The sequence below is a fragment of the Acinetobacter lwoffii genome, assembly GCF_024129855.1.
In the GTDB taxonomy this organism is placed as follows: Bacteria; Pseudomonadota; Gammaproteobacteria; order Pseudomonadales; family Moraxellaceae; genus Acinetobacter; species Acinetobacter lwoffii_L.
Genome location: NZ_JAMXXC010000007.1, coordinates 78,211 through 92,247, shown reverse-complemented (window position 1 = coordinate 92,247; position 14,037 = coordinate 78,211). Strand labels below are relative to the sequence as shown.

Sequence of the window (14,037 nt, the reverse complement as noted above, 5' to 3'; positions counted from 1 at the left end):
AGAAATTTGAATTAAATATCTGGTCAAATTTTTATTTTCATTAATCGGTTTAAAATCTAAGAGATTGAGTGCTTAAATCTGGGCCCGGAATATGCAGAGCTAAAAGAGCAAAAGTTTAATACTGTGGTCGGATTTTTTATTTAAACCGACTTGCGCATGATGGCTGCATGGATTTTATCAGCTGAATGGGGAACTCATCATGCGTCGTCACAATTTATGGATTGCAATGCTTGCTGCGACAGCAACTTTAGGGACAACTGCAACGAATGCAGACTTTATTGACGACAGCAATGTTCAACTCAAATTTAAAAACTTTTATCTAGACCGTCAGTATCAAGATGACTATTCATCACGTAACTGGGGTTCTTGGTCACAAGGGGTGACTCTGGATGCCAAGTCCGGTTATCACGATATCGGTGGTGGTGTGCAGGTTGGTGCTGATGTACTGGTGCAACATGCAGTCAAACTCAACGGCCATGATAAAAATCCGGACTGGGTTTTACCGCACGATGGCAAAGAATCAAAAGATCATTTCGGTAAAGTCGGCGCGACCTTAAAAGCCAAAGTTTCACAAACTGAGCTGAAAGTCGGCCAGTTATTGCCGGTATCTCCAGTCTTGGTATTCGATCCATCCCGTCAGTTATTAACGACTTATAGTGGCGCTTGGTTAGAGTCTAAAGACCTTAAGGATACCAAGTTAACTCTGGCGTATATTGATGGTATTAACAACCGTTATGACAACCAGTTCCGTGACTTAACTAAATTTGCTCCACCAAGTTTCTATGATACGGGTGCTGAAGCTGATGGCATGTGGATTGCGGGTGTAGACCACCAGCTTACTAAAGAAGTAGGGGCGAGCTACTGGTATGCCGATGTTCAAGACATTTACCAACAGCATTATCTGGGTGTGAATTACAAAACTGCGCTCGGTGAAAAAACCAAATTAGATAGCCACATTCGTTACTTCGATAACTCGGAGTCAGGTGACAAGCTGTATGGTGAGATCGATAACCAGGCATTATCTGTCGCTGCAAAAGTGAATCATGGTGCACATAGCGTAGGTGTGGGTTACCAGCAAATGTTTGGTGATAGTGCATTCCCGACATTGGGTGGCTGGGTGCCACAGCCTTATCTGGCGAACTGGGGGGTAGCGACCTTTACCGCACCAGAAGAAAAGTCATGGAGTGTTTCTTATGGCTATGACTTCTCTGAAATGGGTGCAAAAGGCCTAAACGCAACAGCAGTATATTTCAAAGGTTATGATCAGAAAGGTACTGGGGCGTATCAAGGTCAGAACTTCAATACGGATGAAGTGAATGCCATCGTGAACTACACTGTGCCAGAAGGTAAATTAAAAGGTTTGGGTGTACAGGCGATGTATATTGATGTGAATTTTGCCAATCCAGCAAAACCAGACCTGCAAGAATACCGTGTCGCCACCACTTATACCCATAAATTCTAATACCCCTATATTTTAAAAGCAGTCAGTCTTCTGGCTGCTTTTTGGTTTAAGAATGCAGTTAAAACCTTAGTTTATGTAGGGTTTAATTTATAAAAAAATATATAAAGCAAACACTTAAATTATATCTATTTTGTAGGGTGCAATCGTAATTTTGTATCAGTTTGCTGCGGTTGAGCGGTTAATATAAGGGTGTACACAAGTCATTTTAATGAGTCAACTTGACGTCGAATTCTTGAAAATAGAGGGACACGCAAGCGAAAGACTGTAAGAGGAAGCAATATGAGCACTGTTCAAATCCCTGACTATCAAACAGATCCATTCTTTGGCTTAGAAGACAAATGGATTGAAACCGCTGAAGGCGAGTTGACCCATTACCACGAAATTGGTGAAGGTACGCCTATTCTATTTTTACACGGTTCAGGTACAGGTGTATCGGCCGCGGCAAACTGGTGGTTAAACCTGCCACAAATTGGTGAGCAAGCGCGTTGTATCGCGATTGATACCATTGGTTATGGCCAAACTGTGGTTGCACCGGGTACTGAATATGGTATCCGTGCCTGGGTAGATCATGCGATCCGTACGCTAGATGCTTTGGGTATCGAAAAAACCTGGTTGGTCGGTAACTCTCTGGGTGGCTGGTTAGCATTCCAGATGGCATTGGATTATCCAGATCGTATTTTGGGTATCGTGTCTATGGGTACGGGCGGTGCGAAACAGACAGCTGTACTTAAAGCTCACGCAAACCCAGTTCTTACAGAAGAAGGAATCAAGAAAACCCTTTCTATGTTTGTCGTAAACAAAGACCTGATTACTGATGAACTGGTAAAAGTACGTTTTGCTTCTGCTGCAAATGACTATGCATCAAATCGTTTAATGGATGTGGTTGGCGCACGTGACCGTGACCGTTTCGAATTCCCATTAGACTTCGAAAAAATGAAAGACATTACTGTGCCTGTATTGTTGATTCATGGTACGCAAGACGTGGTGATTCCGGTTTCTCGTACTTGGGACATTCTGAACATCGTGCCAAATGCTGATGCACATATCTTCAGCCAATGCGGTCACTGGTCTCAAGTGGAAAAAGCAGATGAGTTCAACACTGTGATCAAAAACTATCTGGCTGTACACGGCGTAAAATAAGCTCGATATAGTTTTAAAAAAGGATGGCTTCGGTCATCCTTTTTTATATCGGAAATATTTAAGGTAGCGCACCTAAGTGAGTTTGATTCTCATTTATTTGAATAAATATAAAAATCTAATAATTTTTATAGGTTTGAGCTATTTAAACTGAGAAAAATCCGAATGAAACTTTATTAGACTTAAGTGGTAAATGCAGTACATTTAGAGCTAAAAATACACAATTTGGGTCAAGGGCAAGTGACAAATTTAAGCGCCAGAAATAGATTCTTTATTATAAAATAGAATTAAAAATGGATTCTTAAGCATAAAATAATAAAACAAAAAAAGCACATGCCTATCATAAGTTGAATGGCATATGCCTAATGCAGGGAAGAAATAGGATTAATTTTGTTCGCTACGGTTAATATCCAGATAGAACACACGGGTCAAAAGCTCAAGAAATTTGCTCACGACATAGGATTTGTTGTTTTTATGGTAGCTGACATACAGGTCTAAATAGGGCAACTCCACGTCCAGCGGACGAATCACGGTATTATCCATGGTTAGTGGTGCAATATAGCCAGGCAAAATGGTACAGCCTAGGCCCATTCCGATCGAGTTGATATTAAATAAAATATTATCGGCCTTTTGCACGATATTGAGTTCAATGCCGTTGGCTTTGGCAAAGTCCAGAATAGCCTGGTTCAGGGTCAAGGACTGCTCTGCTGATGGAATAATAAAATCAATACCATTCAATGCTTTAACAGGAATTCTTTCGTATTTTGCTAAGGGGTGATCTTTAGGCAGGAGAAAAATCAGCGGTTCACGAATCACGAACTGGCTTTCAATTTCATCACTATTGAAATTATGACGGGTAAATGTCAGATCTAGATCACCTTTTTTTAACAAACGCATCTGCTCATTGTTGTTCAGGCTGAGCAGTTCAATTTTTAAATCTGGGTTCTGTACACGTAGATTTGGCAAGATATAGGGGAAGATTTTCATCTCGGCTACCGGTACAAAACCGATACGGAGCATTTGCTGTTTGGCCTGTGACACCTGACGTGCCATGGCAACGGCTTTGTCCGCCTGTGCAAGGGTGAGACGGGCCTGTTCCAGGAATACGGCGCCTTCTTCGGTCAGCTCTACTTTACGTTTGGTCCGGTTGAGTAGCTTTACCCCGACATCTTCTTCCAGGTCTTTGATTTGCTGGCTAAGTGAGGGTTGAGCCGTATAAAGTTTAAGTGCTGCCTTACTAAAATTGAGCTCTTCAGCAACGGTGATAAAGTAGCGAAGGTGTCGTAATTCCATGTCATCAACCCAAAGAGTAATCCAAAAAATGTCTTACTATAATTTCCTCAAAGTATAATCTATAAACAACTATGTCGTGAAGATTATTTTCCCATTCATAAACTAAATGCTCTGGCGGGATTAATAGATGTTTTAATATAAAAATTCACATGCTTAATAATTGCTTTAAGCTCTTAATTGAAACAAAAAAAATATTTCCCGAAAAACGCTGTCAAATCCATCATCGTTGAAAAGTTGAGTCTATTACTTTGTGCCAAAGATAGGTCACAGGAGAGCTTTTCATGAGTGGAAAAATTGATGTGCGCGAAATCGATGCTTTAGTCGATGCACAAAATGGACGTATTACGCCATCTATTTATACAGATCCTGACATTTACGAATTAGAACTCGAACGTGTTTTTGGTCGTACTTGGTTATTCCTTTGCCATGAAAGCCAAATTCCTAAGGCTGGTGATTTCTTCAATACCTACATGGGTGAAGATCCAATCATTGTGGCACGTCAAAAAGACGGCTCAATCAAAGCATTTTTAAACCAGTGCCGTCACCGTTCTATGCGTGTGAGCTTCGCTGACTGTGGTAATACCCGTGCATTTACTTGCCCATACCACGGCTGGTCATACGGTATTGACGGTTCACTAAAAGACATCCCGCTGGAAGATCGTGCTTACCCACATGGTGCATGTAAAGAGCAATGGGGTCTGGTTGAAGTGAATCGTGTGAAGTCTTACAAAGGCCTGGTATTTGCTTGTTGGGATGAAACCACACCTGACCTAGAAGAATACATGGGCGATATCGCTTGGTACTTAGATGGCGTTGTTGACCGTCGTCCAGGTGGTACTGAAATCATCGGTGGTGTACACAAGTGGGAAATCGAGTGTAACTGGAAATTTGCAGCGGAACAGTTTGCATCTGACCAATATCACGCCTTGTTCTCTCACGCTTCTGCGATCCAAGTATTGGGCGCAAAACCAGATGACGAATCATCTAAGAAATTAGGTGCTGCGCAAACTGCTCGTCCAGTTTGGGAAACTGCCAAAGACGCGATCCAGTACGGTTCACGTGGTCATGGTTCAGGCTTCTTCTTCACAGAGAAACCAGACGCAAACGTATGGGTTGACGGTGAAGTTGCCAACTACTTCCGTGAAACTTACGACGAAGTTAAAGAGCGCCTAGGCGAGACTCGTGCACTGCGTCTTGCAGGTCACAACACCATGTTCCCAACTTTGTCTTGGTTGAACGGTACTGCAACACTTCGCGTATGGCATCCACGTGGTCCAAACAAAACCGAAGTATGGGCATTCTGTATTGCGGATGCTGAAGCATCTCAAGAAGTGAAAGAAGCATTTGAACGTTCTGCAACGCGTGCCTTTGGTCCAGCCGGTTTCCTCGAGCAAGATGACTCTGAAAACTGGATCGAGATCCAAAAAGTTTTACGTGGTTATAAAGCACGTCAAAACAAACTCATTATGGAAATGGGTAAAGGCAACGAAAAAGTACGTGAAGATGGTATCCCAGGTATCACCAACTACATTTTCTCTGAAACTGCAGCACGTGGTATGTACCGCCGCTGGGCAGATTTATTGATCCATGAAAAATGGGAAGACGTGGAAAAAGCAGCTGACGAATATGAGAAGGAGCTTATGAAATGAGTCAAATCAGCTTAGAACTTCATCACCAAATTAGTCAGTTCCTTTATCGCGAAGCAAAATTGCTAGACGATTGGAAATTCCGCGAATGGTTAGATACCTTAGCTGAAGATATTTCTTACACGCTACGTACCACACCAAACGCACAAACCCGTGACCGTCGTCGTTCAGTTGAACCACCTACAACTTGGGTGTTCAACGACACTAAAGATTTGCTTGAACGCCGTGTTGCGCGTCTGGAAACCGGTATGGCTTGGGCTGAAGAGCCTCCATCACGTACAACACACATGGTGTCTAATGTGATCGTAGAGCCAACTGAAGTTGAAGGCGAATACGACGTGTACGTAACCTATTTGCTATATCGTACGCAAAAAGAGAAAGACATTGTCATTTACTGCGGTAAACGTCATGACAAGATCCGTAAAGTTGAAGGCGGCCTTGGCTTCCAGATTTTCAACCGTAAGATCATCCTTGATCAAGCGACCTATAGCTCACATAACCTGAGTGTGTTCTTCTGATGAATAAGATTTTTGTTTGCCAAGTTGACGAATTAGACCAAGGCGAAGCGTTAAAAGTAGATTGTGGCGTAAACGGTATCGAAGCGCTGGCTGTATTTAACAATGGCGGTGAATTCTTCGCTATGAACGATAAATGCAGTCATGGTAATGCTTCTATGTCTGAAGGTTATCTGGAAGATGACGGTACTGTGGAATGTCCATTGCATTCAGCTCGTTTCTGTTTAAAAACAGGTGAAGCATTGTGTCTACCTGCAACTGATCCAATCAAAACATTTCCAGTGATTGTTGAAGATGGTCAATTGTTTGTAGAGATGGCAGGAGAGTAAGCATGGGTTGGCTACAAGGCGAAGTTGCACTTATTACTGGTGGTGGTTCAGGCTTAGGCTGGGCTTTGGTAGAGCGTTTTATTGAGGAAGGTGCACAAGTTGCGGTTCTTCAACGTTCAAAAGCGAAAGTGGATGCTTTAAATGAACACTTTGGTGGTCGAGTTCTTGCGATCGCTGGTGATGTTGCCAACTATGAAGACAATGTCCGTGCTGTTCAAGTCACCGTTGAGCGTTTTGGTAAGCTTGACTGTTTCGTGGGGAATGCCGGCATCTGGGATCATTACGCTGATATCGTCAATACCTCTGGCGAGCAGCTGGAAAAAGCCTTTGACGAGATTATGGGGATTAATACCAAGTCTCTGATCTTGGGCGCGAAAGCTGCACTGGATGCATTGATCGCTTCTGAAGGTTCTATCATATTTACTTTGTCTAATTCGGCACTGTACTCCGCTGGCGGAGGCCCTGTATATACTGCATCTAAGCATGCAGGGGTGGGCATTATGAAAGAACTGGCTTATGAGCTTGCGCCTAAAGTACGAGTGAACGCTGTTGCACCGTCAGGTATGAATGTGAATATCAAAGGCGCGGCATCGCTGGATCAGGAAAATGTGGGCCTGCTCGATGCGCGTGATCCTGAGAAAATTGCACGTGGCATGCCACTGAATTTCTTGCCTGAACCGGAAGATATGACAGGTTCATACGTGCTCTTGGCATCTCGTCAAAATAACCGTCCTCTGACTGGTGTTCTGATCAATGCAGAATGCGGTTTGGGTATTCGTGGCCTACGTCAGCCACGTGCCGGTTTCTTTGACGAATAAACATCTAGTCTCATTCAAATGGACTTACCGGCAGCCTCTTCTCTCAGGGCTGCTTTCCTTCTAGGAGTCTTTCATGGCCGTTAAACTTATTTGTGCATCGCACAGTCCTTTAATGGAATTTGCTTCACCTCAAGATCAATCAAAAAAGCAAAAAGTTCGTGCTGCTTTTGAAAAACTCTCTGCTGAAGTAAAAGCTTACGACCCAACCCTGATCATCACTTTTGGTCCAGATCATTTTAATGGTTTCTTCTATGACCTGATGCCAAGTTTCTGCGTCGGTATTCGTGCCAAAGCTGCAGGTGACTGGGATTATGGTAAAGACAATGATCACATTGATGTACCTGAAGACAAGGCATTAGATCTGGTTCGACGTGTACTGGATGAAGGCGTAGATGTTGCCTACTCATATCGTATGCAGGCCGACCATGGCGTGACTCAGCCCTTACATTTCCTGTGTGAAGGCAAACTTGACCGTTATCCAACGATTCCAATTTTTATTAATGGCGCTGCAGCACCGATGCCAACCACCAAACGTACTATTGCTTTGGGCCGTGCTGTAGGTCAATACATCAAGTCTTTAAACCTTGAAAATGAACGTGTGCTTGTTTTAGGTACAGGTGGTCTGTCTCATGATCCACCTACACCGCAAATGGGTGCAGTACCGCCAGAAGTGGAAGAGTTCCTGATTGCAGGCCGTTATCCAACGCCTGAAGCACGTCATGCACGTCAATCCAAAATTATTGCAGTGGGTCAAAAGCTGGCAGCAGGGGATACGTCAGTTGCCGTGCCTCTGAATGCTGAATGGGATATTGCCCTGCTAGAAACCTTCAAGAACGCTGATTTTGCAACATTAGAAGCGATGACTGAAGCTGAAATCCGCCGTGATGGTGGTCGTGGTGGTCAGGAAGTCCGTTCTTGGATGGCTGCCTTCGCTGCCTTAAGCGAAATGGGTGAGTATGAAATGACCACGCATTGCTATGAAGACATCAGCGAATGGATTGCCGGCTTCGGTATCGTATCTGCAGAGTTAAAAGGTTAAGAAAATGAGCAACGTAAACAACATCGTGATCGTGGGTGCTGGCCAGGCAGGTGCGAGCGCAATTTTAGAACTTCGTGGCAACAAGTATGAAGGCAAAATCACTTTAATTGGTGATGAAAGCCATCTTCCTTATGAGCGTCCACCGCTGTCTAAAGATGTGATTCTAAAACCTGAAGAGACCAAGATCGAAATCCTGTCAGAACAGAAACTGGCAGATTTAGGTGTGGAAACAATTCGCGGTAATGGCGTGGCGAAAATCAATGCCGAGGCGAAAACGGTTGAACTCCTCAACGGTGATGTTGTTGCTTATGACAAACTCTTGCTTGCAACAGGTGGTGCCGCGCGCCGTTTGCCTAATTTCGATGCTTTGGGTAAACACGTCTATACCCTTCGTAACCTGGAAGATTCACAGGCACTGGTGCCTGTACTTCAAGCCGGTCGCCGTATCATCCTGATCGGTGGTGGCGTGATTGGTCTTGAGTTGGCATCATCTGCACGTTACAAAGACTGTCAGGTGACTGTGATCGAAATGGGTGCAATGGTCATGGGCCGTTGTTCACCACAAATCCTGAGCGAATTCCTGCTGGAACAGCATCGTCAAAACCAGGTTGATGTGCGTCTTGAAACCAAGATTGCAGATTGCCGTTTAGATGGTGAAGAAGTCGTGGTAACGCTGGAAGGCGGTGAAGAGCTTCGTGCTGATGCTGTAGTTTACGGAATCGGGATCGTGCCAAATGCACAGCTTGCAGTAGATGCAGGTCTGGACGTTGATGTTGCGATTAAAGTCAATGAACATTGCCAAACCTCGAATGCTGACATTTATGCAGCAGGCGATGTTGCGACTCAGTTGCGTGACTGTGGCAATCACCGCCGCGTGGAAACCTGGGAAAATGCCAACCTTCAGGCAGGTATCTTTGCGCGTCACGTGATGGGGGTGGAACATCCGAAAGCCAATCCGGCCTGGTTCTGGACGGATCAGCTGAATATCAATTTCCAGTTTGTCGGCGATATGGCCGCAGCTGAATGGCATATCCGTGGTGAAATGGATGCAGCCAAAGGTGCAGACAATTCATTCGTGATGTATGGTGTGACTGATGGTCAGATCGTTGGCGGGATTACCGTGAATGCAGCCAAAGAAATGCGTCATTTGAAAAAAATGATCAGCAAAAGTACGGCGTTTGATGTTGAAAAACATTTGGATATCGCGCAAGACTTACGCAAAATTGCTTAAGTTGTATTGAGATATTTTTGGACAGACCTATGTTTTGCATAGGTCTGTTTTTTATGCACGAAACTTGATGAATTTATCAAAAATTAAAACTTCATCTCAGCATGAATTCGCTATACGCTATTTTTGAAGTTGCTGATCCAGAACTTCTTGGCCTCGTTTAGGAGACTTATGAGTTCTTCATCTTCATTGCCGGTCACGGCAAGTATTTACGCTTTATTGGTGCTGATCTGGGCGGCAACGCCACTGGCGATTGTCTGGAGCGTGGCCGAGATTCACCCGATGTGGGTGCTGATCATTCGCTATTTTGGTGCCTCGGTTATTGCACTGTTCCTGCTGAAGATCATGCGCGATCCGCTGCCTTTTGACCGCACTTCAATGAAAAGTTATCTGGCAGGCAGTTTGAATTTAATTGGCGCGCAGCTGTTTATTTATCTGGCGGCCAATTATCTGACCTCAGGGTTGATGGCACTAATTTTTGGTTTTTCACCGCTGATCGCCGGTTTAATCGGTCATGTGATTTTAAAAATCCATAAGCTGATCTGGTTGCAATGGCTCGGCATGGCAGTGGCCGTCGCCGGTTTATGTTTTGTTTTTGCCGACTCGGCAGACAGCAAGATCAATCCCTGGGGGGTGGTGCTGATGCTGATCAGTATGGTGTCTTATATCAGCTCGATCTTCTGGGTTAAGCAGATCAGTGCACCCTTGAGTCCGATGTCGCAAGCGACGGGTTCATTGCTGGTCTCCTCGGCTGGTTCAGTCATTTTAGTACCGTTTATCTGGCAACATATGCCGACTCAGTTGCCTAGCACACAGGCAATGATCGGTTTTGTATTTACCATGATCATGTCCTCGATTGTGGCGATGCTGTGCTATTTCTGGCTGATTCGCCGTCTAAATGCTTTGACTGTCTCATTGAGTAATGTGATGACGCCGGTGATTGCTCTGGTATTGGGAGCAACCTTAAATCATGGAATTATCAGCAGTCATGCTTTTGCGGGAATTGCTGTGGTGATGTTCGGGATCATCATGTATTTCTGGAAAGAGTGGCGCGAACAGTATTTTTCCAAGCATTAAAACTGTAAAAACCAAAAGGGCGAAAGCCCTTTTATTATTTGAGTAGAGAGTAAAGTGATTCAACAACGTGGGAGATCACGACTAAGCAACAATTTGTAAAACAACTTTCAAAAATAAATGATTAAGATTTTGATACATAAATCATTCAAGCTTGCACAAGCTTATTTAGGACAGTGTCAGGATGTCTGAATCCAATAAAATCGTAGTTTATGCAGCTCTATTTGGTAATCTGGCGATTGCGCTGGTTAAATTTGTTGCGTCCTATATAACCAATAGCTCTGCCATGTTCAGTGAAGCAATTCATTCGGTAGTGGATACCTTGAATGAAATTTTACTGCTGTATGGGATGAAAAAATCAGAAAAACCGGCAAATGCCAAACATCCTTTTGGTTATGGGCGTGAACTGTATTTTTGGGCTTTTATTGTGGCATTGATGGTTTTTGCCTTGGGTGCGATCGTGTCCATCTATCAAGGGATACAGCATATTCTTCAGCCTGAAGTCATGCGGGATCCATTGATCAATTATATTGTGCTGGGTCTGGCGATTCTTTTTGAAGGATTTTCATGGTCAGTGGCTTTAAAAACCTTTCGTAAACAAAAGGGAAATCTGGGATATTTTGAAGCCTTTCGACACAGTAAAGATCCAACGACCTTTACCGTGTTATTTGAAGATACTGCCGCCCTGGTCGGCTTGGTGATTGCTCTGGTCGGTATCTTTCTGGCGCATCAACTGAATATTCCTGAATTGGACGGTGCCGCATCGATTTTAATTGGTATTGTTCTGGCGGTTTCTGCCTGGTTTCTGGCACGTGAAACCAAAGGTTTGTTACTGGGTGAAACGGCAGATCCAAAACTGCGTGAAGATGTATTGAACATTGCTCAACAGGATGCGGCAGTTTTTAGTGCTAATGGGGTATTGACTGAGCAGATGGGTGCTCAGCAAGTCATTGCATCATTGAGTCTGGAATTTAAAGATGATTTAACTTCTGATGAAATTGAAGCCTGTGTCAACCGGATCGAAGCGCAGATTAAACAGCTGCACCCGGAAATTATTGCTTTATTTGTGAAACCCCAAACCAAGGCCGTATGGCTGGAACGAACTCAAGGTCGTGTATAAAGATCTAAAAAACGCTTGAGGTTGGTATTTTGATCTCAACTTGCCTTTCTCGCACAATTGATGTGATGATACTGAGGTATGGCGAATTTCATCATAAAATCATCAATGGGCAGACATGCTTTTGTCAGCATGGGCTTATAAATATTGAGTATCATTTTGTATTTTTAGACAGAAGGACAAGAGCAATATTTTTCTAGATAATCCAAGACTTCAGCCAGCCATAAGGCCGATGAAATGCCATTTTTTTGCTAAAAATAACAAAAACATACATGATTTTCTGTGACGGATTTCATACTATGTTGCAGTGTGCCTGTTTTTAGTTTGTATGCTCATTAAAAGATGCACCGCTTGACCATTTCAAGAGGTTGCTATCTTGCATATAACGAATAATAAATAGTGGATGTTTATGCAAGATCTTCTCAAAACTAAAAAATTCCAGTTAATCACGGAATCCAGTTGGAAACATCTCTGGTCTAAGCCAGTGTTTGAGTATCTGCATTCAGATCATTTCGACGGAAAACAGTTTCGTAATCTTGAGCATGCATCTCTATCGCGCGGTCGCTTTGATTTATATAAATGGCTCATTACCCGAAAATCCAAGACCTGGAATGTTAATCTTGACGAGGAACGTGCCGAGTTTTTTTCTCGTCCACGAGCATTGCCACAGCAGCGTCCAGATGCAGCTCTGGATGACTGGCAAGTCTGGTTTATTGGTCACGCCACCACATTAATTCAGATCGGCCCCTATAACTTCCTGACCGATCCGGTTTGGGCTGAATATGCCAGTCCATCGGCTTCTACAGGGCCGCAGCGGGTCATTCCGGCTGGCATTGCCTTGGATGAATTACCTCAGATTGATGCCGTACTGCTCAGCCATAACCATTATGATCATATGGATCTGGCTAGTCTGGAATGGCTGCACAACACTTTTGAGATGCCTATTTATACTGGTCTGGGTAATGCCTGGTATTTGCCAGAACATTATACCGTGCATGAAATGGACTGGTGGGAAAGTGCCTTTTTTGAAGAGATCCGGATTGTCTATACGCCGGCTCAACATGCCTCAGGGCGCGGCATGCGCGATCAGAACTGTGCACTTTGGGGAGGATTTTCTTTATTACATGGCAAGGAACATTGTTTTTTTGCCGGAGATAGTGGCTACGCCTCACATTTTAAAGAAATTCGTAAACGTCTGGGTGCACCGCGAATTGCCTTACTCCCGATAGGAGCGTATGAACCGCGTGAACTGATGCGCGCGATCCATATGAATCCGGAAGATGCCTTTCATGCCCATCATGACTTGCAGGCCAAATGTTCACTGGCGATTCATTACCGTACTTTTCAGCTCACAGATGAAGACCGGGATGCACCGGAACATGAGTTGCATGAGATCATCAAGCATTCTTCCAAATTGATTAATCCGTTTTACTGCATACGGGAAGGCAAACGGATTATTGTTTAAGTACTTCCTGTTGTTCCTCTTGGATGAGTTGAATGGCCACTACAGAAAGCATCAGCATGGCGGTATTCATTACCACAGGATTGAATGCTGCAGTAAGTTGCAACGGGGCTGTGAATGCAATCAGCAGTAGTAATCCAGCAAGTCCGATAATATTCAACCTATGCAAGAGTATGGACCGGTTCCATTTCAGAAAGCATAAGCCAAATAGCATTTCACATCCTCCGGAAAGTCCAACCAAGACTTTGGCCAGTCCCAGCTCAAAACCCATATTTTGCCAGATTGTGATTTCAGCGGGTGATTGGAACAGAATTTTTGGAATGAGCCCCTGATAGAGCCATAGTATGACCAAAGTCAGCTGGATAGTACGCAGTGGTTGTAGGAATACAGGTTTAGGATTCACGAACAGCTTCTTCCAGAAAATGGCGTTTATTTTCGCTGGATGGAATCAGGCAATACTTGGTTTTACCAAATAGCTGGTAACGATTTAAAGCGACCACACGATACAGAAAGTCGCGGATAAAACGCGGAACCAAATAACCTGCGCTCATTAAATTAAAGGGAAAACCGAGATGCTGCAGCACCTTCAGCAAGGCAGTCGATTCAGTATAGAGTGTGCCATCTTGAATGACGAGCATCGTGGTGTAATGTTCAGTGGGCATCTGATAATGTTCGAGCAGTGCCGTACCTAAAGGTGATTGGGCTGAAACCAGTTTAAACTGAATCTTTTTATCGTATTTAATCAGAAACCGTGCCCAGCCATTGCAGATCACGCAAACAGCATCAAATAAAACGATGTCGTGTTGTTGAATGATGTCTTCAATATTCGGATGCATTCTTGTATTTCTTTTTGTGCTGACTTGCTTCTATAGTGCTTGATGCCGCAATAAAAAACCACCCGAAGGTGGTTTCTATAC

14 protein-coding genes are annotated in these 14,037 nt (G+C 43.9%); 11 read left to right on the top strand and 3 right to left on the bottom strand.

The window, feature by feature from the left end; all coding sequences use genetic code 11:
• Nucleotides 1–199 precede the first annotated feature (199 nt).
• Complete coding sequence (locus NI465_RS07850) at nt 200–1,462, top strand: OprD family outer membrane porin (protein WP_005261702.1); 1,263 nt, start codon at nt 200–202, stop codon at nt 1,460–1,462.
• Between the two features lie 279 nt (nt 1,463–1,741).
• Entirely contained in the window at nt 1,742–2,602 is an 861-nt protein-coding gene (locus tag NI465_RS07845) for an alpha/beta fold hydrolase (protein WP_222110568.1), read from the top strand.
• 381 nt (nt 2,603–2,983) lie between these two features.
• Here the strand turns inward: NI465_RS07845 and hcaR are convergent, their stop codons facing one another.
• On the bottom strand, nt 2,984–3,892 hold the full coding sequence (hcaR, locus tag NI465_RS07840) for a DNA-binding transcriptional regulator HcaR (protein WP_044111817.1): 909 nt from the start codon (nt 3,890–3,892) through the stop codon (nt 2,984–2,986).
• 281 nt (nt 3,893–4,173) lie between these two features.
• Here hcaR and hcaE point away from each other — a divergent pair, with 281 nt between their 5' ends.
• The 9 genes from hcaE (at nt 4,174) to NI465_RS07795 (ending at nt 13,123) form a co-directional block, all read left to right on the top strand.
• On the top strand, nt 4,174–5,541 hold the full coding sequence (hcaE, locus tag NI465_RS07835) for a 3-phenylpropionate/cinnamic acid dioxygenase subunit alpha (RefSeq protein WP_004278520.1): 1,368 nt from the start codon (nt 4,174–4,176) through the stop codon (nt 5,539–5,541).
• Nucleotides 5,538–6,056, top strand: coding sequence for a 3-phenylpropionate/cinnamic acid dioxygenase subunit beta (hcaF, locus tag NI465_RS07830; RefSeq protein WP_253144950.1), 519 nt, complete (start codon nt 5,538–5,540; stop codon nt 6,054–6,056). Before hcaE ends, hcaF begins: the two co-directional genes overlap by 4 nt.
• Nucleotides 6,056–6,382 (top strand): 3-phenylpropionate/cinnamic acid dioxygenase ferredoxin subunit, encoded by a 327-nt coding sequence (hcaC, locus tag NI465_RS07825; protein ID WP_253144949.1) that lies wholly within the window; start codon nt 6,056–6,058, stop codon nt 6,380–6,382. The genes hcaF and hcaC overlap by 1 nt, the downstream gene beginning before the upstream one ends.
• A gap of 2 nt (nt 6,383–6,384) precedes the next feature.
• A complete protein-coding gene (hcaB, locus tag NI465_RS07820) occupies nt 6,385–7,200 on the top strand; it encodes a 3-phenylpropionate-dihydrodiol/cinnamic acid-dihydrodiol dehydrogenase (protein WP_253144947.1) in 816 nt (271 codons plus the stop codon).
• Nucleotides 7,201–7,273: 73 nt separating this feature from the next.
• Nucleotides 7,274–8,239, top strand: a complete 966-nt coding sequence (locus NI465_RS07815) for a 3-carboxyethylcatechol 2,3-dioxygenase (RefSeq protein ID WP_005245895.1) — start codon at nt 7,274–7,276, stop codon at nt 8,237–8,239.
• Between the two features lie 4 nt (nt 8,240–8,243).
• Complete coding sequence (hcaD, locus tag NI465_RS07810; RefSeq protein WP_253144945.1) at nt 8,244–9,470, top strand: 3-phenylpropionate/cinnamic acid dioxygenase ferredoxin--NAD(+) reductase subunit; 1,227 nt, start codon at nt 8,244–8,246, stop codon at nt 9,468–9,470.
• A gap of 168 nt (nt 9,471–9,638) precedes the next feature.
• Nucleotides 9,639–10,544, top strand: coding sequence for a DMT family transporter (locus NI465_RS07805; protein WP_253144943.1), 906 nt, complete (start codon nt 9,639–9,641; stop codon nt 10,542–10,544).
• Nucleotides 10,545–10,725: 181 nt separating this feature from the next.
• A complete protein-coding gene (locus NI465_RS07800) occupies nt 10,726–11,661 on the top strand; it encodes a cation diffusion facilitator family transporter (RefSeq protein ID WP_044111824.1) in 936 nt (311 codons plus the stop codon).
• A 406-nt stretch (nt 11,662–12,067) separates the two neighbouring features.
• The gene (locus NI465_RS07795) at nt 12,068–13,123 is read left to right on the top strand and encodes an MBL fold metallo-hydrolase (protein WP_004278509.1); all 1,056 of its coding nucleotides are present in this window, start codon (nt 12,068–12,070) and stop codon (nt 13,121–13,123) included.
• Here the strand turns inward: NI465_RS07795 and NI465_RS07790 are convergent.
• Both NI465_RS07790 and NI465_RS07785 read right to left on the bottom strand, forming a co-directional pair.
• The gene (locus NI465_RS07790) at nt 13,113–13,523 is read right to left on the bottom strand and encodes a DoxX-like family protein (protein WP_004278508.1); all 411 of its coding nucleotides are present in this window, start codon (nt 13,521–13,523) and stop codon (nt 13,113–13,115) included. The two genes, NI465_RS07795 and NI465_RS07790, sit on opposite strands and share 11 nt — an antisense overlap.
• The gene (locus NI465_RS07785) at nt 13,513–13,956 is read right to left on the bottom strand and encodes a thiol-disulfide oxidoreductase DCC family protein (protein ID WP_253144940.1); all 444 of its coding nucleotides are present in this window, start codon (nt 13,954–13,956) and stop codon (nt 13,513–13,515) included. The genes NI465_RS07790 and NI465_RS07785 overlap by 11 nt, the downstream gene beginning before the upstream one ends.
• Nucleotides 13,957–14,037 lie beyond the last annotated feature (81 nt).